Origin of the sequence: Streptomyces sp. NPDC006265 (assembly GCF_040613555.1) — a bacterium.
Taxonomy (GTDB): Bacteria; Actinomycetota; Actinomycetes; order Streptomycetales; family Streptomycetaceae; genus Streptomyces.
The window spans coordinates 1-22,061 of the sequence record NZ_JBEXSH010000034.1; the positions used below are offsets into that span (position 1 = coordinate 1).

At 65.8% G+C, this 22,061-nt stretch carries 18 protein-coding genes, 1 pseudogene and 1 riboswitch; of the genes and pseudogenes, 11 read left to right on the top strand and 8 right to left on the bottom strand.

Features of this window, described 5'->3' with window-relative positions:
* Positions 1–176: 176 nt before the first annotated feature.
* A riboswitch (TPP riboswitch) is annotated at positions 177–366 on the top strand.
* The gene (gene thiC, locus ABZ281_RS05355) at positions 359–2,158 is read left to right on the top strand and encodes a phosphomethylpyrimidine synthase ThiC (protein WP_356652325.1); all 1,800 of its coding nucleotides are present in this window, start codon (positions 359–361) and stop codon (positions 2,156–2,158) included. (Overlaps the previous riboswitch by 8 nt.)
* 193 nt (positions 2,159–2,351) lie before the next feature.
* Complete coding sequence (locus tag ABZ281_RS05360; protein WP_356652327.1) at positions 2,352–3,458, top strand: pentapeptide repeat-containing protein; 1,107 nt, start codon at positions 2,352–2,354, stop codon at positions 3,456–3,458.
* A 135-nt stretch (positions 3,459–3,593) separates the two neighbouring features.
* Here the strand turns inward: ABZ281_RS05360 and ABZ281_RS05365 are convergent, their stop codons facing one another.
* Positions 3,594–5,705, bottom strand: coding sequence for an AAA family ATPase (locus ABZ281_RS05365; protein ID WP_356652329.1), 2,112 nt, complete (start codon positions 5,703–5,705; stop codon positions 3,594–3,596).
* 363 nt (positions 5,706–6,068) lie between these two features.
* On the opposite strand from ABZ281_RS05365, the gene ABZ281_RS05370 reads away from it, so the two are divergent.
* A complete protein-coding gene (locus ABZ281_RS05370; protein WP_356652331.1) occupies positions 6,069–6,983 on the top strand; it encodes an aminoglycoside phosphotransferase family protein in 915 nt (304 codons plus the stop codon).
* Positions 6,984–6,986: 3 nt separating this feature from the next.
* Here the strand turns inward: ABZ281_RS05370 and ABZ281_RS05375 are convergent, their stop codons facing one another.
* A complete protein-coding gene (locus ABZ281_RS05375) occupies positions 6,987–8,360 on the bottom strand; it encodes a sporulation protein (protein ID WP_356652333.1) in 1,374 nt (457 codons plus the stop codon).
* 210 nt (positions 8,361–8,570) lie between these two features.
* Here ABZ281_RS05375 and ABZ281_RS05380 point away from each other — a divergent pair, with 210 nt between their 5' ends.
* Positions 8,571–9,131, top strand: coding sequence for an ATP-binding protein (locus tag ABZ281_RS05380; RefSeq protein ID WP_355837569.1), 561 nt, complete (start codon positions 8,571–8,573; stop codon positions 9,129–9,131).
* Between the two features lie 317 nt (positions 9,132–9,448).
* The gene (locus tag ABZ281_RS05385; protein WP_356652335.1) at positions 9,449–9,745 is read left to right on the top strand and encodes a hypothetical protein; all 297 of its coding nucleotides are present in this window, start codon (positions 9,449–9,451) and stop codon (positions 9,743–9,745) included.
* 410 nt (positions 9,746–10,155) lie between these two features.
* Here the strand turns inward: ABZ281_RS05385 and ABZ281_RS05390 are convergent, their stop codons facing one another.
* On the bottom strand, positions 10,156–10,935 hold the full coding sequence (locus ABZ281_RS05390) for a GntR family transcriptional regulator (RefSeq protein ID WP_356652337.1): 780 nt from the start codon (positions 10,933–10,935) through the stop codon (positions 10,156–10,158).
* Positions 10,936–11,100: 165 nt separating this feature from the next.
* On the opposite strand from ABZ281_RS05390, the gene ABZ281_RS05395 reads away from it, so the two are divergent.
* The 4 genes from ABZ281_RS05395 (at position 11,101) to ABZ281_RS05410 (ending at position 14,598) form a co-directional block, all read left to right on the top strand.
* The gene (locus ABZ281_RS05395) at positions 11,101–11,448 is read left to right on the top strand and encodes a hypothetical protein (RefSeq protein WP_356652339.1); all 348 of its coding nucleotides are present in this window, start codon (positions 11,101–11,103) and stop codon (positions 11,446–11,448) included.
* Positions 11,448–12,749, top strand: coding sequence for an FtsK/SpoIIIE domain-containing protein (locus ABZ281_RS05400; protein WP_356652351.1), 1,302 nt, complete (start codon positions 11,448–11,450; stop codon positions 12,747–12,749). The genes ABZ281_RS05395 and ABZ281_RS05400 overlap by 1 nt, the downstream gene beginning before the upstream one ends.
* Positions 12,746–12,943: a hypothetical protein gene (locus ABZ281_RS05405; protein ID WP_003991451.1), complete on the top strand. Its 198-nt coding sequence runs from the start codon at positions 12,746–12,748 to the stop codon at positions 12,941–12,943. Before ABZ281_RS05400 ends, ABZ281_RS05405 begins: the two co-directional genes overlap by 4 nt.
* A 299-nt stretch (positions 12,944–13,242) precedes the next feature.
* Positions 13,243–14,598, top strand: a complete 1,356-nt coding sequence (locus tag ABZ281_RS05410; RefSeq protein ID WP_356652353.1) for a replication initiator — start codon at positions 13,243–13,245, stop codon at positions 14,596–14,598.
* Between the two features lie 135 nt (positions 14,599–14,733).
* Here ABZ281_RS05410 and ABZ281_RS05415 read toward each other — a convergent pair whose 3' ends face one another.
* Positions 14,734–16,299 carry a recombinase family protein gene (locus tag ABZ281_RS05415; protein WP_356652341.1) on the bottom strand — a complete coding sequence of 522 codons (1,566 nt, stop codon included), beginning with the start codon at positions 16,297–16,299 and terminating at the stop codon, positions 14,734–14,736.
* 76 nt (positions 16,300–16,375) lie between these two features.
* Between ABZ281_RS05415 and ABZ281_RS05420 the strand changes: the two genes are divergently transcribed.
* On the top strand, positions 16,376–16,504 hold the full coding sequence (locus ABZ281_RS05420; protein ID WP_272923355.1) for a hypothetical protein: 129 nt from the start codon (positions 16,376–16,378) through the stop codon (positions 16,502–16,504).
* A gap of 119 nt (positions 16,505–16,623) precedes the next feature.
* Here the strand turns inward: ABZ281_RS05420 and ABZ281_RS05425 are convergent, their stop codons facing one another.
* The 3 genes from ABZ281_RS05425 to ABZ281_RS05435 form a co-directional block, all read right to left on the bottom strand.
* On the bottom strand, positions 16,624–17,490 hold the full coding sequence (locus ABZ281_RS05425; RefSeq protein WP_356652343.1) for a hypothetical protein: 867 nt from the start codon (positions 17,488–17,490) through the stop codon (positions 16,624–16,626).
* 183 nt (positions 17,491–17,673) lie between these two features.
* The gene (locus tag ABZ281_RS05430; RefSeq protein WP_356652345.1) at positions 17,674–18,762 is read right to left on the bottom strand and encodes a metallophosphoesterase; all 1,089 of its coding nucleotides are present in this window, start codon (positions 18,760–18,762) and stop codon (positions 17,674–17,676) included.
* Positions 18,763–19,060: 298 nt separating this feature from the next.
* The gene (locus ABZ281_RS05435) at positions 19,061–20,173 is read right to left on the bottom strand and encodes a LacI family DNA-binding transcriptional regulator (protein WP_356652347.1); all 1,113 of its coding nucleotides are present in this window, start codon (positions 20,171–20,173) and stop codon (positions 19,061–19,063) included.
* Positions 20,174–20,604: 431 nt separating this feature from the next.
* Between ABZ281_RS05435 and hisC the strand changes: the two genes are divergently transcribed.
* Entirely contained in the window at positions 20,605–21,684 is a 1,080-nt protein-coding gene (hisC, locus tag ABZ281_RS05440; protein ID WP_356652349.1) for a histidinol-phosphate transaminase, read from the top strand.
* 76 nt (positions 21,685–21,760) lie between these two features.
* On the opposite strand, the pseudogene ABZ281_RS05445 reads toward hisC, so the two are convergent.
* Positions 21,761–22,061 (bottom strand): annotated as a pseudogene (locus tag ABZ281_RS05445) (cyclophilin-like family protein); the annotation flags it as partial.

Consider the following 22,061-nt stretch of genomic DNA (forward strand, 5'->3'; position numbering starts at 1 on the left):
GGGGCGGCGAAATCATGGCCGTCACCACGGCCGTTGCCGTTTCCGGCGCCGGATCCGCGGGGCGGCTCGGGCGGTGGGTAGGGAGGACGCTGCGTCGTGGTCACCGCCCGATCATCGCAAGAACGAGGGGGGCCCTCTGTTCACCGCGCCAGAATTGCCGCTAGCGTGGAGGCACCTTTTGTACACGCGGGAGCTCGGAGCACCGGGCTGAGAGGGCGCTGACCTCCGTCCCAGCGATGTTTCACATGAAACATCGCCGGAGTCGAGTGATGTTTCACACGAAACGTCGCCGGACGGAAATCGCTGCGTCGACCGCCGAACCTGTTACCGGGTAATGCCGGCGTAGGGAGTAGGTCTCATGACCAGCAAGGACGCAAGCACGCCTGCCTCCGTTCAGGACGAGAAGTCCGAGGAGGCCGGGAAGTCCATCGGCTGGCACAAGGCGTATGTCGAGGGCACCCGCCCCGACCTGCGCGTGCCGGTCCGCCAGGTGCACCTCACCAACGGCCAGTCGGTCACGCTGTACGACACGTCGGGCCCGTACACCGATCCACTCGTCGACACCGACGTCCGCAGGGGCCTGTCGCCGCTGCGCGAGAACTGGGTCATCGCCCGCGGCGACACCGAGGAGTACGCGGGCCGTCCCGTCCGTCCCGAGGACGACGGCATCAAGCACACCTCGCCCCGGGGCGGCCTCCGCAACCTGGACGCGGTCTTCCCCGGCCGGCCGCGCCAGCCACGCCGTGGCAGGGCCGGGCAGGCGGTCACGCAACTCGCGTACGCCCGCCGCGGCGAGATCACGCCCGAGATGGAGTACGTCGCCATCCGGGAGAACGTGGCGCCGGAGGTCGTGCGGGACGAGATCGCCGCGGGGCGGGCGGTGCTGCCGGCGAACGTCAACCATCCGGAGATCGAGCCGATGATCATCGGCAAGCGATTCCTGGTGAAGGTCAACGCCAACATCGGCAACTCGGCGGTGACCTCCTCCATCGAGGAGGAGGTCGAGAAGATGACTTGGGCGACCCGCTGGGGCGCCGACACGGTCATGGACCTGTCCACCGGCCGCAACATCCACACCACGCGCGAGTGGGTGCTGCGCAACTCCCCCGTTCCCATCGGCACCGTGCCGCTCTACCAGGCTCTGGAGAAGGTCGACGGCCGGGCCGAGGAGCTGACCTGGGAGATCTACAAGGACACGGTCATCGAACAGGCCGAGCAGGGCGTGGACTACATGACGGTCCACGCGGGTGTGCGACTGGCGTACGTGCCGCTGACGGCGAATCGCAAGACCGGCATCGTCTCCCGCGGCGGCTCGATCATGGCCGCCTGGTGCCTCGCGCACCACAAGGAGTCGTTCCTGTACGAGAACTTCGAAGAGCTCTGCGAGATCCTCGCTGCCTACGACGTCACGTACTCGCTCGGGGACGGCCTCAGGCCCGGATCGATCGCGGACGCCAACGACGAGGCGCAGTTCGCGGAGCTGCGCACGCTCGGGGAACTCAACCGGATCGCGAAGCGTTTCAACGTTCAGACCATGATCGAGGGCCCGGGCCACGTCCCGATGCACAAGATCAAGGAGAACATCGACCTTCAGCAGGAGATCTGCGATGAAGCTCCGTTCTATACGCTCGGCCCGCTGACCACGGACGTCGCACCGGCGTACGACCACATCACCTCCGGCATCGGTGCCGCGATGATCGCCTGGTGGGGCACGGCGATGCTGTGTTACGTCACGCCCAAGGAGCACCTGGGCCTGCCGAACCGCGATGACGTCAAGACCGGCGTCATCACCTACAAGATCGCCGCCCACGCGGCCGACCTCGCCAAGGGCCACCCGGGTGCGCAGGAGTGGGACGACGCGCTGTCCGACGCCCGTTTCGAGTTCCGCTGGGAGGACCAGTTCAACCTGGCCCTCGACCCGGACACGGCACGGGAGTTCCACGACGAGACCCTGCCCGCCGAACCGGCCAAGACGGCTCACTTCTGCTCGATGTGCGGTCCCAAGTTCTGCAGCATGAAGATTAGCCAAAGCGTCACAGAGCGGTTTGGTGGTGCGGCGGAGGGGGCGTCGCCCGACGATGTCGCCGAGGGGATGCTGCAGAAGTCCAAGGAGTTCGCGGCTGGCGGGAACCGCGTGTACCTGCCGATCGCCGACTGACGACGACGAAACGGGAAGTGCGCCGGAGCCCTTGCCGTAGGCTCCGGCGCTTGCCGGCTCTCGACGCCTCGACGTGTTGGAGCACGCAGTTGGCGAGTCCCTGCACTAGCCTCCCCAAGTCTGACCTCAACTTCTGCTCTGAAAGTGGTAGTTCCGAGGTTGGAGGGCGGCGGCCGGGGCCATGCTGCTCGGCATGAAGCCGAAGACGAGACGGATCGCTATCACCGTGGTCCTTGCTCTGGCAGTCGTCGGGTATGTGCTGCTGCTGTGGCGCGGTCCCTGGTGGGTCGATGGCGCCCACCTACGTAGCAAGAACTTGCAGCCCGCTGACGGCGTAGTCATCACAGGTTTTCGAACTATGCTCGTCGCCATCGGCGTGGGCGCAGTAGCGGCCATCACCCTGTACTACACGCATCGCAACCATGTCTTGTCGTTGTGGCAGTACGAGCAGGTGCAAGAGCAGTTCGCTCATACACAAGCTCGTGATCAGGAACAGGCTGAGCTAACCCGTGAAGGCCAGGTCACCGAACGGTACGTCCAAGCGATCAAGCTCCTGGCGTCAGAACACCTAACAGAGCGACTCGGCGGCATCTACGCGCTGGAACGCATCATGAGTGACTCCGAGAAAGATCACGGGACTGTAGTCGAAGTGCTTGCGGCCTTTGTCCGACAACGCGCCGCAGCTGGGGACGAAGAAGGCCCTGACGAGAAGGACATCAAGCCCGACGAAGATGTACAGGCTGCCCTCACTGTCCTTGGGCGGCGACCGGTCCACGGTGACGGCAACTCGCGCATCAACCTGCGTCACACAGATCTTCGCGGTGCGGACCTGAGTGATGCCAAGCTCGATCAGGTAGACCTTCGGAACGCTCGGCTGCAGCGTGCTCATTTTGCGCGATCTTTTCTGCGGGATGCGGTCTTCCAAGGCGCTGCACTTCACAAGGCCGACTTCTCTTTCGCGCACCTCAACGGTGCGATCTTCTACCAGGCAGACATGGAAGAATCCGCGCTATGGCAAGCCGACGCGAGGAATGCCGTCTTCTCTTACGCCAACATGGAGCGGGCGCGCCTGAGGGAAGCCAAGCTTCAGGGCGCTGCCTTCCTTCACACCAACCTAGCTTCTGCTGAGTTTCACAACGCTGACCTTGCGGACGCCGTACTGAAGGACGTGGATCTGTCTCGTTCTGAAGGCCTGCGGCCCCAAGCACTCTCCAAAGCGGTACTGACTGGGCTTAAGAACCTTCCTCCGAGCATGAGCATGGCAGAGCTAGAGAGGGCCAAGAGAGTGGGCCCGTCGTAAGTATCCGCCTCACCTCGTCGGTCTACTCAGACAGGGCCCCTTGCCCTGAATTAGTGCAACTGGGTTCGTGTCTCTGCGTAGGGGTGGATCAGGCATCGGAATGGAGGGGATTACAGGCTACCTTCTGTCGGCTCTCTACTCGGTAACCCCTTCGAAGAATTTAGAGAAGATCAGGTCAAACTCACAGACATCGGATTCTGCGAAGGCTGGCAGTTCCCTGATCGATTCGGCGGTTGCGTAAGTGTCGCAGAATCGTTGGGCCTGAATATTCTTGTTGTTCGAGGAAAGGTAAATGGAAGGCGGATAGTAGTCCTCGATTGCTCCGCGCTCCCAGACGAAGATGTTCTCTTCCCGTAGCGCGGAAAGCAACTCGGCCTTGGACTCACGTAAATCGGGGGTCATTGCATCACGCAACACGGCTCGCTTGGTGCGGGAGTTTGCCCGATCGAAGAACGCCGTGACTGCAGAGTTGAGGTCGTCCCAAGTGCATTCTCCCTTAGTGAAGGCAGAATGCAATGTTGCGGCTTGCTGCCAAAGCCCCTGGACTTCTCCGCTCTTCCGCATCTTCTTCAAGACTTCACTACGAACTTGGTTTTCCTCTACCAACTTCGCATCCCTGTCAACGAGAGAGAGCAGCCTATTGCGGATGTCCGCACAATGCTCACTGGCACCGAGCTTATCGAACCCTTCAAGAATAGCGTCTAGGTCTGCCAGTACCGAGACCTTCATCGCGAATTTCTCGAAGAAGCTTCGATACCGTGCAATACTCCCCTTGCCCTCTACTCTGGCGATCGCTACAGAATGCTTCTGGAAGTCCCACTCCGGGTTTAGCGTCTTCGCAACGTGAGGAACGAGGTGGCAGTCGCTCGCACCCTCAACCAAGAAAACCGAGTCAGCGAAGAAGGCCGCTTCGTTGTTTTCATGCTTGATGATCTCGAACTGATCCCTTGCGTCGATATCGCTTAGGTCGATGACGTGTGCAAGGCTCACAGGAGGATCGACCTGGTGGTTCTTGATCATTTTTACGAAAGTACCCGTTTCCTTCGGGCCGTAGAACGCCGAAGAGTGGGTAGTTACCAATACGTCATTGTATTGGGAGAAAAATTTGAGGGCTTCAAAGAGCTTCCGCTGTGCTCGCGGATGTAGAAATACCTCCGGCTCCTCGAAGAGGAGAATCGTTGGCCGTTCCGCACCTGATGATTCGAGATTTACTTGCTTCTTCTTTTGGTCTACGTAAGCCCGAAGAATCGCGAAAGTTACAGACCTGCGCAGGCCGTCTCCCTTGGTTCGAAAGTGACCAGAAACTCCGTCATTGATCGAAATTTCAGCACTTGACAAGAGGGTGCGGAGGGCCGGCGGGGGAATATCGAGTCGCACGTCTGCACGAGGAAAGGCTTCCTGGAGGTTGCGCTCAATCAACTTCTCGATGTCGCGCACCTCCTGAAGCCGCTGATCGATTTCGTTCCCTTGCCCGTCTGTCACCACATTCAGATGCCGGCGCAGATCATCAAAGGATTGCTGCAAGGTTGGCATTTGATGCTCAATTTGCCCAAAAAGCAATCCAAGCAGCTTTCCGAAAGTAGAACTATCCGTCGTTTTCAGCTCATCATTTAGCTCTTTCACGGCTGGAATGTAAATAACATCCGGCAGTAGTGCCGTGATGGAGCGATCGATTCCTGTGGGTAGCTTGCTTTCCCCTTCAGTTAGTTCCTCGGGTCGAAGATTAGATACTAGCTCTTCGAATACTCTCTTGACTGCAGCCTTAGTGATTTTCCCGTTCAGCTGATCATAAATCTCCGGATAGGTATGTTGGACGTTGGCAGAGACCTCTGCTGCCGAAAGGCCTACTTTCAATGTCTCTTCGAGCGCCACGGAGCTGAAGCGTTCATCGCGCGGAACCTTGGATAGTACTCGGATTTCCCCCTTGCCGGGAGAAGTGTATGTCCGCACGAGGATAAGTGAACCATCTTCTACTTCCTTTTCAATCTTTGCCCGGTGCTGCGTATCCAGTCTGGCAAGGTCGTCAGGTCCGATCTCGGAGAAGGAGACCTGAACGCGAATATTCTGCCTTCGGGAAAGGAAGTCTGAAGAGTCCATGACGCTTCCGCGCAGAAAAGTGTTCAGTGCCTGGAAAACTGAGGACTTGCCCGCATTGTTTTCGCCGATGACGCAGCCGAAGCGATTCAAGGGAATCTCGACCGACTCAAGCCCTCGATAATTTGAGATCTTCACCTTGGTGATGCGCACTATTTTCCAGCCTTATCGAACACTAACTCGGTTACTTGCACAGAGCAGTGATGCTAGTCGGGCTTCCGGCTTCTTGCAGAGGTTTCAGGTGATTGCCTTTGTTTTCATCCAACTGTGTCAGGTCTGCGTTACCCCCTAAGAGTGATCCCGGAAAGGGCATATTGGCGCCTTTAGTGATGTTTTGCACTCTATGTCGTACGAAATAGCGAGCGCTGTGCCAGCCAGGGCGTCAGTTCTTTGATGGCGAGTCTCGTTCGGCTCGTCCGCGGATGGGTACGGTCGGTGACGTGTCTGGCGCACATGGGTTGGTCACCCGTAGGCATGCGCCGGTTGATCCGTGCGACTAGGGGAGCTGGTACGGGCATGGCGCTTGACGCTGCTCGATCGCAAGAGGGGTTCACATCGACGAGGGCCGCGCAGGTGATGAGCGCGGCCTGCCTGGCGGCCGGGTTGGACGACAGAGGGGCAGAGCTGATCCGGCTGGGAGAGAACGCGCTCTTCCGCCTGGACGCAGAACCAGTGATCGTACGAGTGGCGCGGGGAGAGCCGTGGCTGCCCAAGGCTCGTGTCGAGGTGGCCGTATCACAGTGGTTGGCCGAGGAAGGGTTCCCTGCCGCGCGCCTGGTCGATGGGCTGGAGCAGCCGTTCCTGATCGATGGCCACCCGGTGACCTTCTGGCGGCTCATCGTCGAGGGCAGCCGTAAGGCCACGTATGGGGAACTCGGGGGCATCCTGCGAGACCTGCACTCCATGACGTTGCCCGTTGGCCTGGAGCTGCCCTCGTTCAACCCCTTCGACAAGCAGGAGCTGCGGATCAGCCAGGCAGCGATCCCGGACGATGACAGGGTCTTCCTCCGCAAGCGGTGGAGTGAGCTGCGGGACCAGTTCGAGGGCTTGCGGTTCGAGACGCCCAAGGGGCCGGTCCACGGTGACGCTCACGTTCAGAACCTCATGGTGAACGACCGGGGAGAAGTCATCCTGATCGACTTCGAGGCATTCTGCTTCGATCACCCTGAGTGGGACCTGATGGTCACGTCGGTGGAGCACCACAGCTTGGGGTGGCAGACCGAAGAGCAGTACGCCGACTTCGTGCGCGCGTACGGGCGGGACCTGCACGACTGGCACGGCTATGACACGCTTCGGCGGCTCCAAGAGTTCGGCATGACCACGTGGTTGATGCAGAACGTACGGGAGGACGAAGGGACCGCGGCCGAGTACCGCCGGCGCATCGCTGCCTTGAGGAACGACGACGCGCCGCGCGATTGGCGTCCTTCGTAGCTGTTACTCGTCCTCATCCAGACGGGCGAGCGCTTCGTTCACCTGCTCGTTGAAGGCGACAACAGCGGGGTTGGCCGCATACGCACTGACCTCTGCCTGGAAGTCGGTTACGTAGCGCTGGAAGCGGGAGGACTGGAGAGAGTCGCCGCCGTCCACGGCAAGGCTGGCTGTGGTGACGGCGGCTTCCAGCTCTCCGTTCAGGAGCTGGCTCTGTGCCAACACCATGCGGCAGAAACCGAGAGTGCGGGCGTACTGCGGATCGGTGCTGTTCACAGCGCGCTGTGCGTGCTCGACCGCCTCACGGCGCATCCTCAGATCGCGGAAGCAGTGGCAGAACTCGCCCAAGAGTTCCGCGTCGTCGAAGTAGCTCAGCCACGGCGGGTCATCGGCACTGTCGGCGCGCTCGAAGTGACGCTCAGATTGGTTCATGGCGAGTGATGCGCCGGTTCGATCACCCGCGTTGGAGAGCGCCCGGGCCTCCATGGCCCAGTAGTTCGCCATGGCACGCGGGGTTGCCCGGCCCTTGGCGCCCTCGACTGCGGCGCGGGCTAGCTGGATGGCCTGGGTGTGGTTGCCGAGATAGTTCGCCTGGTGGCTGAGGTTGCCGAGGATACGGGCGCCGAACATGCGGTCGTCGATGACCTGAGACAGCCGCAGTGTCGACGTGAGATAGCGGTGGGCGAGCCGGTGGTTTCCGGAGTCGTATGCGGTCCACGCGAGCAATTGGGAGACCTCGGCGGCGGCGCCGAACAAGGCCGTGCCTACCTTCTCGCTGTAGCTGGCGCTGAGCAGAGGAAGGACCTCGTGGCGGAAGTAGTGGCGCAGTGCCTTGTGGCCGTGGCCTCCGCCGTACTTGAAGTCGAGTTGCATGAAGGTAGCGGCGGCGTCCCTGATTGCCCGGACGTCGCGCATGCCGACCCGCTGCTGAGCGGGCCTGTCGGACTGGATGCCGTCCGGGCGGGCGATCATCCAGGACAGTACGGCGGAGCTGAGATCTGAGTCCGAGACGATCAGTTGCTCCGATGCGACGGTGTCGGCCCGTTCCTGGGCGAGTCCATCCAGCATCGACAGCACATCGGGGACCGTACTGGGATACCCGAGTGGTTCTGGAGTGGCCGGCCGCGTGTGATCGAAGAAGCCGAGATCGCCGGGAGTGATGCGGCGGCCGAGTTTGGCGCTCAGCACGTCCGCCATGAGTGCCGCTGTCTGTGGCTGGATGCCCGCGCCGTCCCGCCATCGCTGCACGGATACGTGCGTTGTTCCGAGACTGATGCCCCGCTGAGCGGCGGCGTCTTTCATGCGCTTCGCCAGGCCCTTGTTCGAGACCTTCGCCTCGTCCATGACGGCGACTAAGTGCGCGTTCGGCTCTCGGCTCATGCTCCCCTGCCAACCCGAGAATGACGGCGAACGTTCATCGTGTCACAGCAGTATCAGCCCTGGGGGGTTCATTGATGAACCCCCTTTGGCTTCGCCGGTGTTCACGTGAACCCCCTGGTGAACGCTCCCGCTCAGGTCTCTATCGCCGTGTACTGGCTTGCGTGACGCAAGCGGTGCCGTGAGAGCCGCGGGGCCTCGGAAGGGGAAGTGATGGACGCGGGGAAGACTGAACGGTTGGCGGGTGAGCTTGACGCGTACGCGCACTGGTTCGTGACACCGGAGCCGTCCTCTGACGGGCACTTCCTGACGCTGACGCTCTTCGCCGAGTTCGGGGACACAGCGCGCGTCGCTCGCGACATGACGGCTGTGTTCCTCCGGGGCGCTGGTGCCGATGCCGTCGTGGACGACGCTCGTTTGGTCGTTTCTGAACTGGTCGGCAACGTGGTGAACCATGCCGTGCCGGACCGGCACCTGTCCGCCCCCGGTGCCTGCCGACGCATCGACGTGATCTTCAAGATGTTCCCGAAGTGGCTGTTCATCGGTGTCGCTGATGAGGATTCGACTCCTCCGCTGCTTCCGGCGGGAGAGATGTTCTCACCGGGGCTGCTCGGAGATCTGTCTGAGGCGGTCTTGCCCGACAACGGTCGGGGCCTGCTCATCGTCCAGCGTCTGGCGGACGCGGTCTGGTGGACGCCGGAAGAGCGCGGCGGAAAGACGGTCTGGTGTCGCTTCGACATGAACAACGGAGTGGAGCCCGTGCCGCGCTCATGATCTCCGGGCTGCCGTCCTCGTTTCGCTCCTTCGCGATCGGGAGCGAGCGGCGGCCCGGTAACCGGCCGGAGCCTGACCCCTTCGGCCAGGGCGCGGCTCCTCCGGCCTTCTGGGAGCTCCCCTCCTTGCCGGAGGGCCGCGCCTGACAACCACAAACCGAGACCGGGCCACCCCATCAGCCCTGGAAAGCGAAGGGTGGCCCGGCTGGGAACACGGCGGTCCCCGGTGCCTGATGGTACCGGGGCCGTCGTGCTGCGTTCGTGCCCTGGTCCAAGGAAGTTGACGATCCGTTACTAGATCAGGGCAGAGGTGGCAACGTGACTGGCTCGGGTGAGGACTGGCTGAGCGACGGTCTGAACGTGACGGGCGCGGACTCCGGTCTCTGGGTGTCCGGAGTCGACTACATCGCGGGATGGCGTGAGGCACGAGTGGCAGCCGATCGTCTGAACCGGGCGCTCCTGAGCATGGGGTTCGAGCTGTCCGCCGTACGGGCCGTCGCCTCGGCCAACGAGGACGGACGGGGTGTGGTGCGACTGGCGGGCTGGCCGGACGCTGTGGATCGCCTCGCTCAGATGCTGGAGGCTCGCTCGGACCACGACGGCGGTGCAGCATGAGGAGCCTTTTCGCTGGTGAGCGGGGCACTTGGGCACGTCGCCGGCCGCAGAGACTTTGGGCTGGAGCTGCCATGGGGCGAGTGAACAGGGGGCCTTACGCTGGCCCGGCGAATCGGGCAGGCAGTTGCCCTGCCCGTTGTAGTGCCCGATTGGCCCCCTGTTCTTCGAGGCTCGCCCCATGGTGGCTGCCTAAAGTCTCGGAGGCCGTCGACCCCCAGCCCACCACGCCCCAGCCTGCGACAGCGGTTCGACGCCCTAACTCCTTGGGTGTGCTGTGGGCGGGGGTGCCCGGCGACCGGCCGGGACCGGCGTCCACGCCGCACGCCCGGCCGGGGCGGCCGGGCGGCCCGGCGCGCCGCAGGCGCGCCCTTGAGGAAGTAAAGGCTGTTTCGACCGATGCCGGTTGCCGCTCAGGCGCGGGTACGTCGCGCGGACTGCTTGTCGGAGGTGATCCGGTAGGCGAGTTCGGCACGGTCCGCGCCGATGTGAAGCTCTTCGAGGGTCAGGGGGCGATTGTCGGCGCCGTGTGCGACGCGGGCGACGTGCAGGACCGGAGTCGCGTCAGGGAGCTGGAGCGTGGTCCGCTCGTCGGGCAGCGGCATGCGGGCGCGGACCGTCTCCGACCACCACAGTTTGTGTCCGTCCTGGGTGAGCGCCCGGTAGATCGCCGTCGGGGGCTTGCACGGGTCATCAGCGAGCTGTGGAAGAGCCTCGGCGACTTCGAACGGGATCAGCGTGCGGTGCATCGCGCGGCCACCTGTGGCCGTGTCGATCAGGAGCCGGTCACAGCCGAACACGGCCTCCTCCTCAGCGAGTCCGAGCAGTCGACCGGTGGCCTTCGTGGTCCGGGTGCGGTAGGTGCTCGGGTCCTCGACCTCTTGCCAGACATCACCGTTGGGCATGACGAACTCGCCGTCGGCGGTGTAGCTGATGCGGCGTTCGAGGGTGAGTGTGGGCTGTCCGCTGGAGCGTACGAAGCTGCCCTTGCCGTGACGCACGTCGATCAGACCTTCCGCCCGCAGTGCGGCGATGGCGTTGCGGACCGTGGGGCGGGAGACGCTGTAGCGGGCCATGAGCTGGGCTTCCGACGGAAGCAGGGAGTCGGGGGCGAACTCGCCCGACAAGATCGCTGCGCGGATGGCGGCGGCGACCTGCTGGTAGAGGGCTCCGGGGCGCTGGATCTCCGTCATCTCGACAGTCTCCGGGTGAGGTCGTAGGTACGTCGCACGCGCGACATCACTCGTCAGCATAAGTAGTTGCACCCTCGCCGTACAGCACTCCATAGTCATAACTCGTAAGGACAAGTGACGTCAGTATCTCGCTGACGTCCCGGATGGCCAGGGAGGCCAAAGCAAATGCAGTCCATTCCCGTGGACACGGCGCGGCTCGGCGTACTGCGGTGTGCCAACGCGCCTGAAGTGAAGTTCAGCAACTCGGAAACGCAGGAGGTGAAGAAGGACCGGGACGGCAATCCGGTCTACAGCGTGGCCGTCACCGTGCGGCCGGACGGACGGCGTATCTCCGTGATCGAGATCGCCGTGAGCGGTGAGCCTAAAGGGCTCGAAGCGGGTCAGGTCGTCAAGGTCACCGGGCTGACGGCGTTCGTCTGGTCGATGGGCGACCGTAACGGCGTCAGCTTCCGCGCCGACACGATCACGCCCGCGCACGGACCGGCGGCGCAGGGCAAGGGCGGTGACGCGTGATGGGGCCGACCCTGCTCGCCCTCGCCCTGGCGGTACTGGCCTGGGTGCTGGTCGTCGGTGACCTGGTGCGTCGCCACCGTCCGGCCTGGCACTGGTACGTGATCGGCTACCCCGCGACCGCGTGCCGGGTGGTGTTCACCTGGCGCAGGGTTGCCCTGCTCAACGACCTGTCCGTTTCGCGCCTCCCGGCGCGCACGCTCATCGGGCACCTGCTGGTCAAGGGAGATCCGGTTCGGCCGGCGGCTCCACGGATCTCGTTTCCGCGGGCTACCCGCATGGGGCTGACCGTGGCTGTCCAACTGCACGCGGGTCAGACTCCGGCGACCTACCTGAAGGCGGCCGACGCGTTCGTCCATGCGTGGAAGGTTCACGCGGTCCGCGTGACCTCGCCGGAACGCGGGCTCGTCCTGCTGGCTGCGATGGCCAGTGATCCGCTCCAGCGGCCCGCATTAGCCACCGCCCCCACCGAACTGCTCTCCGCGCTCATCGGCGCACTGGAGAGCGGCGGCGCCTGGGTGATGAACCTGCGGCTCGTGCCGCACTGGCTCATCACCGGGGCCACGCGGTCCGGCAAGTCCACCCTTCTGGCACGGCTGATCACCCAGCTTGCGCCGCAGCCCGTCGCCCTGGTCGGCATCGACTGCAAGGGCGGCATGGAACTCGGTCTGTTCGCCGGGCGGCTGAGTGCACTGGCAACCAGCCGACGCGAAGCAGTCGCGGTCCTCAGCGCGCTCGTCCTCGACATGCAGGAACGAATGAGCGTGTGCCGGTCGGCCGGTGTGCGCTCCATATGGGAGCTGCCCGACAAGCTCCGGCCGGTGCCGGTCGTCGTGATCGTTGACGAGATCGCAGAGCTGTACCTGTCCGACGGCCGCCGCGAGAGCAAAGCCGAAACCGAGCAATGCTCCACGCTGCTGCTGCGGCTGGCCCAGCTCGGGGCAGCGCTCGGCGTCCACCTGGTGGTGGCCGGACAGCGGGTCGGCTCCGACCTGGGGCCCGGCGTCACCGCCCTGCGGGCTCAGCTCGGCGGCCGGATCTGCCACCGGGTGAACGATCCCGGCACGGCAGAGATGACCCTGGGCGACCTGAACAAGGACGCCGTGACCGTCGCGCAGGCCATCACGGCAGAGGAACGGGGCGTGGCCGTGTGCACCGGCCCGGACGGCAGCTGGAGCCGCGCCCGATCCCACCTCACGCCCACGGAAGAGGCCGTCTCGACGGCTCGGAAGCACGCAGCACTCACCCCGGATCTTCCCGTGCTCAACCGTGCCCTTGCGGCGCCGGAAGGAGACGACAAGTGATCAGCGAAGGTACGGCGTTCACGTTCGCGGTGGTCTTCGGGATCATCACCGTCCTCCTCGTCCGCTCCCGTGACGTGCGCGCCTGGGAAGCGGTCTGCGTCGGCCTCTTCGGCCTCTACCTCGGCCAGACCCCGGTGATCTACACCGTCCACGGCCTCGTCACGTGGCTGATCAACGGCTTCTCCCACACCTGACCAGAGAAGGGAACGCAACGGTATGCCCATGCCCCGCGTGAGGTGCCCCCACTGCAAGGGCGACGGAGCCCGCAGGACCTGGACTGGACGGCAGAGGCGCTGCCGCATCTGCCGGGGCACCGGAACCATCCGCTGAACTTCGCTCCGCCCGACCGCACAAGGAAGGCGATCCCCATGACCGACAACGCGCACCTACCCACCCACCGTGCCGCTGCGGCGGCCCACCCCGGAAGGTCACCACCATCCCCCCGGAGCTCACCCCGGCTGACAGGCGCGCCGTCCTCAACCGCGCGGCGCGCCTGCGTCAGCTGCCCGAAGCAGACCGCGACGCAATCGGCCTCGCCCAAGACCCCAAATTCCCCCGCCTGTTGGAGCAGATAGCTGCCACTGGTGGCTGCTCCCGCCCCGTCCACCTCTCCGGCTCCACCACCATCCTGGACGGCACAACCGGCGAAATCCTCCGCCACTACGACACCGGCACCGAACCCGGTGAACGCCTTCTTGTGCGCTGCCGCAACCGCCGGGCAACCGTCTGCCCCGCATGCTCACGCCTCCACGCGGGCGACACCTTCCACCTCGTCCGCGCGGGCCTCCTCGGCGGCAAGAACGTCCCTGCCACAGTCCGCCACCGTCCCCGGCTCTTCGTCACTCTGACTGCCCCGTCCTTCGGCCACGTGCACCGAACCGGGGAGCTGTGCCGGCCTCGTCGTGACCGTGGGACATGCGCACACGGCCGTCCTCGGGGCTGCGGCGCTGTCCACGGTCCCGATGATCCCTCCGTCGGCAAGCCCTTGTGTACCGACTGCTACGACTACACCGGCCACGTGCTGTGGCATGCGCACGCCTCCAAGCTGTGGGACCGGTTCGTCATCGACGTACGGCGGCGCCTGGCCTCCTCGGTCGGCCTCGTACAGTCCCACTTCCGGGACCACGCCCGGCTGTCCTTCGCCCGCGTCGCCGAGTACCAGAAGCGGGCGGCTGTCCACGTGCATGCAGTCGTCCGCCTCGATGGCCCGAACGGACCGGCGGACGCACCTCCGCCCTGGGCCGCGGACCGACTCATCGAGGCCGTACGCGCCTCCGCTCGCCGTGTCCTGGTCCGTACGCCGTACAGCCCCGCCGTGGGTGAGCTGGTTCTGCGCTGGGGGGTCCAAGTCGACGTGCGCCCACTACATGCTGACGGCGACGGGCCTGACGATGATGCCGTAGCCGCCTACGTGGCCAAGTACGTCACTAAGGGAGCGAGCGAGACAGGCGCCGGCATCGACTACAGGGTCACTACCTGGGATGACATCGAGGCTGCGTCCGTGAACGCACACGTCCGTACTCTCATGCGGACCTGTTGGCGCCTGGGCGGCCTGCCCGAGTTCGAACCCCTGAACCTGCGCACGTGGGCTCACACGCTGGGCTACCGGGGCCACATCCTCACCAAGTCCCGCGCCTACTCCACCACCTTCGCGGCACTGCGGGCCGAACGCGCCCAGCACGTAGGCGGTGTCGACGTCCTCGGGACGGTCACGGACAGGCACTGGCGCTACGTCGGCTCCGGCCATACCCCGGGTGCTGCGCTCATCGCCGCCGGAATCGCAGATGACATCGCTGAGAACCGCGCCATCGCGCGGGAGGCTCTCCGCGCTAGCGGTGATGCCAGCTGAGTACTCCTTCGGCGAAGACCAGCGATGAGCGCGAGGAAGCAGCAGTACGCGCTTGGATCGAGCGACAGCTACGCGACTCTCCCCCACTCTCCGATGATCAGCTGCGGAGCGTGGGGGAGATCCTCGGACTTCAGCTCATTCGGAAGTCCGCCACACAGGCTTGAGTAGATCAAGGTCGAATGTCTTGTTGCCCTTGCCACCCGGTACTGCGATCACGGCGCTCAAGACCTTCTTGATCGCCTCGCGCTTCTGCGTGAGCGTCTTCGACCCCCACGAGTTCCTGACGTCTTCCTTGGCCTCCTCGGCCTCCGCCTTCAGTGCTTCGTGCGCCCGCTGGTCCGCACGAAGCTCCTTGATCCGCCGTTCGAGGACCGGGAGATTGCGGAAGAACGTCTCATCGTCGATATCCGTGTCCTCGTCGTCGTGCCAACGCCGCTCCAGCTCGTTGCGGCTCCTGACGGCTCGCTCCAGGGCATCGGCCTTGTCCCAGTCCGGTACGTCCTGGGCCTTGCTGGCCGCATCGCGCTCCAACTTGGCGATGACCAGTTCCTCGATGACCTTGTCCGTCTTGTCGCCACGCTTGTAGGTCTTGTTGCAGCCGCTGTCCACGGTCTTCTTGCACATGTAGGCGTGCCGGTACTTGAGCCAGTCGTTCGCCTTGATCCCGATCATCTTGTTGTTGCAGACCGTGCCGTCCTCGAGCACGTGGCCGCACCGCAGGATGCCGGTGAGCAGGTACTTGTGGACCAGGCCACCGCGCGGCATCCCGGTTCCGCGGCCACGTTCCCTGATCTTGGCCGTGACCGCGAACCACTCCTTCGGAGTGATGATCGGCTTCCACTCGCCCACGATGGGCTGATCATCGCCGTCACGGACAAGTTCGCCCTTGATCTCGCGATATCCACACAGCCGCGCGTTCACCAGGACCTGCTTGACGGTCTGGTACTGGAAGGGGTTCCCGCGACTCGTGATGAACCCGGCCTCCTTCCATCGGCGCGTGATCTCGGAGATGGAGGCACCCGCGATCACGTCCTTCACTGCCTGACGGATGGCTTCTGCCTCGTCCGGGCGCAAGGAGACCTTGTCGTCCTCCCATCCGAAGGGGCGCCATGCAGCTACCGACTGCCCACGGATCGCCCGACTGCGGTGGCTGTTCCTGCTCCTGCGCTCCTTCTTCCTCGTCTCGCTGAGGGACATGGCGACCCCCAGAAGCCCCTTGATCTCGAAGCCTTCGGCGTAGAGGTCCTGCCTGCCGTTCGAGTCGTGGTAGACGCGTCCTTCCTGAGTGGTGAACGCCTTCAGGTACCGCTCCCAGTCACTCGGACGGCGGTACAGCCGGTCGTCGTTTACCGCCATGACGCCGTGGATCGGGTACCCGTCCGGCGTCGTCCCGGCAGCAAGATCGGCGAGCAGCTGCTCGAAGTCATCGCGAACGATGTTCTCCTTGCTCGCGCTCTTGTCGTTGTCCGTGTAGCGGTAGACGACGAGCCATCCGAATCTGCGGGCGGTCTCGGTCATGTCCCGGTGCTGGTCCTCGACGCCGTGGGCGTCCTTCACCCGGCCGTCGAACGAGATCCGTGCGTAGCAGACGACGCACTTCAGCTCCGGGTCGGAAGCCAGCATGGCGCGCACTTCCTCGACGGACGGCAGTCCCTCGGGCGTACCTCGCAGCTTGCTGACCAAGTCCTCGCGCTTGCCCACGTGTTCCCCCTCGGTCCATGTCCGGGCTGCTGGAACGACCGTAGCGCATGTGGAGGTTCTAGTAATGCTCTACAGCATGAAGATCTCGCAGGATATCCGCCGTGAACACGGCGGCACCCGGACCGAGATCGAGGAGGGCATGGCCCTGAAGTCGAAGGAGTTCGCGGCGAGCGGGAACCGCGTGTACCTGCCCATCGCGGACTGACCCGGCCGCGCACAGGCCCGGGGGCCGCTGGTCCCCCGGCCTGTGGGTCCGCCCGTTCGGATGCGCCCGTTCGGATGCGCCCGTTCGGATCCGCCCGCGCTGACGGGTTCCGACGGGTGCTACTCCGGCTGGTGCTCCGGCCCTCCGAAGTCCGGGCTGCTGTAGTCCGGACTGCTGAAGCTGGGGCGCGAGCCGCGGTCGCCGTCGTCCGGGCTGGTGAACCCGGGGCGGTCGTAGCCGAGGTGGGGCATGCGGCTGACCGGCGTCGACGACGGCGTGTGGTGCAGCGCGGCGGCCGTGCCGGGGTCGACGAGAGCCTCGCGCAGGAAGGGCAGGATGCCGCGTTCCAGCAGGGCCTCGTGCCAGGCCTCCTTCGCCTGGGCCACTTCGCCCTGCAGTTCGCCGTACGGCCCGCCTTGGGCCGTGGGCTTGTTGCGCAGGGCGGTGAGCAGCAGCCCCACGGCGGCCACGAGGATCGCGACCGCGGTCACGGCGCCGAACACCCAGCCCGTGGTGAGCATGGTCCGGGCGAACCCCTGCCCGGGGTCGAGCATCCGCAGGATGTAGCCGACGAGCAGGAAGATCGCCGCGGCGGTTCCGGCCAGGACGGGTGCGAGCACGGCGACGACGGCGACGGCGCCCGCGCCGGCGGTCTCGGCGACCCCTCCCATGGTCGCGGCGAGCCCCGAGGCGCCCGTACCCGGCTCGGAGGAACCGGAGTCACCCATGGCGGGTGTGGCGGCCGACGCCGGCTGCCGTAGTTCGTCGCGGACCTTGACGTAGTGCTGGTACTCGGTCGACGCGGCCGCCGTGATGAGCGCGGTGGCGTTCAGCGCCATGGTGCGCAGCTGTTCGGGGTTGAGGCGCTGTCCTACAGCGGCCCGTTCCGGATGGTGTGGTGCGGAGCGCAGCGCCTCATCGAGGATCCGCTCGTATTCCTGGCGGTCTTCGCTCAGCAGGTGCTGCGGAACGCTGTTCATGTGCATCCCCCGATGCTCCGTAGGGCTTGGGGCTCGGCATGCTGACGAGCCGTCGGGCAGAAACGGAGGGGAGCCTGCTACGGATAAGCCGATGGTAGAGCGGCGACGGTATGCGGTGACAGGGGGTTTACCGAAATTGGCCCCTCACCGGTCCGGTCCTCTGACCGGGAGCACCTGCCCGGTGAACGTTCACGTATCCAAAGGCAGTTGCTGGACCAGCAGCTTTCCGGCCATGGTCACGCCGCCGTCCATGGCGATGGCGAGTCCGCCGGCGTAGACGTGCGGTCCCTCGATCACGGGGTCGCGGTTGTCCTCGTCGTCCTCGGAGCCGACCTCGCCCAGCAGATACGGAATCGGGCTGTGGCCGTGAACGATGCGGGTGCCCCCATACGTATCGAGCAGGGCGCGCACGGCGTCGGCTCCGCCCTCGTCGCGGAAGGAGAACCGCTTGGTGAACTTGCGGAACAGGTCCCAGACCTCGTCCGCGTCGTTGCGGGTGATCGTCTCGCGGACGGTGTCGTTGACCTCTTCGATGGAGCGGCCGTAGTCGAGGTAGGCGGTGGTGTCGGAGTGGACGAGCAGGTGGCCGTCCACCTCCTCCACCGCGTCCAGGCGGGACATCCACTGCAGGTGGTGGTCCTGGAGGCGGTCCATGTCGGTCTTCTGGCCGCCGTTGAGCAGCCAGGCCGCCTGGAAGGTGGCGGTGCCCGCGCCGGAGTTGACGGGGGTGTCGCCGAACCGCTTCGCGCCCAGCAACAGCAGCTCGTGATTGCCCATGAGCGCCTTGCAGTAGCCGCCCGCCGCGGCGGCCTCGGCGGACAGCCGCATCACCAGGTCGATGACGCCGATGCCGTCCGGGCCCCGGTCGGTGAAGTCGCCTAGGAACCACAGTCGGGCGGTGCCCGCGCACCAGTTGCCGGCGGCGTCGAGCAGGCCCTTCTCCTGGAGGGCCGACACCAGCTGGTCGAGGTAGCCGTGCACGTCACCCACGACGTACAGCGGGCCCTGCCCGGTGGAGGCCTGGGGGGCGGCGGTCTCGGGGTCCACGGTCACCTGGACAGTGTCACCCCGGTTGACGACGGGAAGGTCGCGCTGGGTCGGCGTGTACCCCTCGGGGCAGGTCTCCTCGGAGGGCGGGGTGACCTCGCCGGGGTGGACGCTGTGGACGTGCGGACCGGCCTCGTGGACGTACGCGGGCACCCGGAAGTCGCGCAACGTCGCCGTCCGCTCCACCTCGGGTCCCTGACCGGCCCCCTGAGTCATCGACCCCTCCACCATCGCGCCGCATTGCACCGCATCGGACTGCCTGGTCGTAGCGGCCCGCGGGTGTCGTGGGCCCATCATAGGAATGCGGATCGCGCCATGTGATGACCCAGGGGTGGTGAATCAGAGCAAGAGTCCAGTTCACCGCGGCTTTCGCCCCGATTGAGCCGGGCTTTGACCACCGTGTGACCGTCCTCGCTCTTCTTCTCTTCGCGAGAACGATCCCTTCTCTCCGGGGGACAGGCCCTGTTTCTCCCCAGGAGTACGGCCTTCCATTGCCCTGGGTGCGGGCCTGAAGGACCGCACCCGGGGCCTACGTCCCCTCGGGTGATCGCGGCGGGCTGACCGTCGTGCGCTGCGGGCGTCGCTGGGACGAGGTGCGCACGATCAGCTCCGTCGGTATCACCTGCTGCACCGGGTGGTCGGAGTCCACTCCCTCGATGGCGTCGATGAGGAGCTGGACCACCGCCGTGCCGATGCGGCGCGGCTTCAGGGAGAGCGTGGTGATGGGCGGCTCGGTGTTGGCGTACACCGTGGACTCGCTGCAGCAGACCAGCAGCAGGTCCTCGGGGACGCGCAGGCCGTAGCGGCGGGCGGCGGCGAGCAGGTCGGTGCCGTTCGGGTCGAACAGTCCGTAGACCGCGTCGGGTCGGTCGGGCCGGGCGAGGAGCCGGTCGGCGGCGACGGCGCCCGCGCACGGATCGTGCGCCGGGTAGGCCTCGTACACCGGATCCTGGCCTACGCGCTCGCACCAGCGCAGGTACGCGGTGGTCGACAGGTGGGTGTACGTGTCCGTGGTCGTGCCGGTCAGCAGGCCGATGCGGCGGGCGCCGGCGTCGGCCAGGTGGTCGAGGATGCCGAGGACGGCGGACTCGTGGTCGTTGTCGACCCAGGCCGTGACCGGCAGCGCACCGGCCGGGCGGCCGTCGGAGACGACCGGCAGCCCCTGCCGGACGAGTTCGCTGACGACCGGGTCCTGGTCGGAGGGGTCGATCACGACCGTGCCGTCCAGGGCGACGTTCGACCACACGTCGTGGCGGGACGTCGCGGGCAGGATGACGAGGGCGTAGCCGCGGGCGAGCGCGGCGGAGGTGGCGGCCCGCGCCATCTCGGCGAAGTACGCGAACTCCGTGAAGGTGAAAGGTTCGTCCCCGTACGTGGTCACGGTCAGGCCGATGAGTCCCGACTTGCCGGTACGGAGGGTCCGGGCGGCGGCCGAGGGCCGGTAGCCCAGCCGGTCGGCGACTTCCCGGACATGGCGCCGAGTGGCGTCCGGGAGCCGGCCCTTGCCGTTGAGGGCGTCGGAGACGGTCGTGATGGAGACTCCGGCGGCGGCGGCCACGTCTCTGATGCCGGCCCGACCCGGCCGACTGCCTCGCCGTGAGGTTTCCGCGCGGCTCACCTGGTGCTTCCCTGCTGCTGTCATGGCGAGCCGATAGTAGGGCTCATGCGGTGGGGTAGTGCGGAAGCATATGCACGCGTTGACAGGCACGTTTCTGCATGATCATTTAGCCCCAATTGCTTGGGAAACCAAGGGCGTTGAGCGCTCTCATGCCAGTACGTGTCTTGTCGGCGCGCGCGGGCCTGCCAAGGGGTCGATGTTGCGAAGAGGTCTCAACTCACCTGCACGGGGGATGCGCGCCACGGCGTGCACCACCGGCGCATAGATATATGTGCAGCGCGCCCCCGGATTCGTACGCCTTGGTGCGGTGATGCCCCTGATGCCGGTGGGACGGGGGAGGCCGGAGTCGGCCGCTCGGTCGTGGCTATACGCAGCGGCGCTGAATCCTCATAGGGTGAGCAGCATTGGATGTCGGCGGCGGTCATGGGCCGCCGGTCTTCACGAGGAGGACTGCGGTGAGCGAGACGAGCCCCAAGCTGCGCGCCGAGCTGGAGGGGATCCCCACCTACAAGCCGGGCAAGCCCGCCGCGGCAGGTGGTCCGGTGGCCTACAAGCTGTCCTCCAACGAGAACCCGTATCCGCCGCTGCCGGGCGTGATGGAGGCCGTGACGGCGACGGCCGGCAACTTCAACCGCTACCCGGACATGGCCTGTACGGGGCTGATGAACGAGCTGTCCGAGCGGTTCGGCGTGCCCCTCTCCCACCTGGCCACCGGCACCGGTTCGGTCGGTGTCGCCCAGCAGCTGATCCAGGCCACTTCAGGCCCTGGTGACGAGGTCATGTACGCCTGGCGGTCATTCGAGGCGTACCCGATCATCACGCAGATCAGCGGCGCGACGTCGGTCCAGGTGCCGCTGACGCCCGGGGATGTGCACGACCTTGACGCGATGGCCGACGCGATCACCGACCGGACGCGGCTGATCTTCGTCTGTAACCCCAACAACCCGACCGGCACGGTGGTGCGGCGGGCGGAGCTGGAGCGCTTCCTCGACCGGGTGCCGAGCGATGTGCTGGTGGTTCTCGACGAGGCCTACCGCGAGTTCATCCGCGACCCCGAGGTGCCGGATGGCGTCGAGATCTACCGCGACCGGACCAACGTCTGCGTCCTGCGGACCTTCTCCAAGGCGTACGGTCTCGCCGGCCTGCGCGTCGGTTTCGCCATCGCCCACGAACCGGTGGCCGCGGGGCTGCGCAAGACGGCGGTGCCGTTCGGCGTGAGCCAGCTCGCGCAGGAGGCGGCGATCGCCTCACTGCGGGCCGAGGACGAACTGTTCGGCCGGGTCGGCTCGCTCGTGTGCGAGCGCACGCGCGTGGTCGAAGGGTTGCGCTCGCAGGGCTGGACGGTACCCGAGACCCAGGCCAACTTCGTGTGGCTGCGGCTGGGGGAGCGCACGGTCGCGTTCGCGCAGGCGTGCGAGCAGGCGGGTGTGGTGATCCGGCCGTTCCCGGGTGAGGGGGTGCGGGTGACGGTCGGGGAGGCCGAGGCGAACGACATCTTCCTGAAGGTGTCGGAAGGGTTCCGCAAAGAGCTGTAGAGCTCGGCGACAGGCGGTGGGCGTCCGCGAGGAGCGGTGAGGGTCCGCAAGAAGCGGTGGGGCTCCGCTGGCCAGGTCAGGCGTCCAGGAGTTCCACGCGTACGGGGTCGCCGTCCCGCGCGGTCGCGAGCAGGCCGGGGTCGCCGTCGAGACGGCCCAGGACATTGCACGGGCCGGCGAGGCGGCACTCGTCGCCCCGTGAGGTCGGCGTGGGTCCGTAGGGGAGGACGAGGGCGTCGCCGTCGGTCCAGAAGGCGACGGTGCCCGGCTCGACGACCTACCGGGCGTCTGTTTCACGTGAAACAGACGCCCCTGTGTCGAAGGACCGCCGCTGGGCGTGGGCGGCCCGCCGGTCGAGGCGGTCGAGCTGCCCCTGG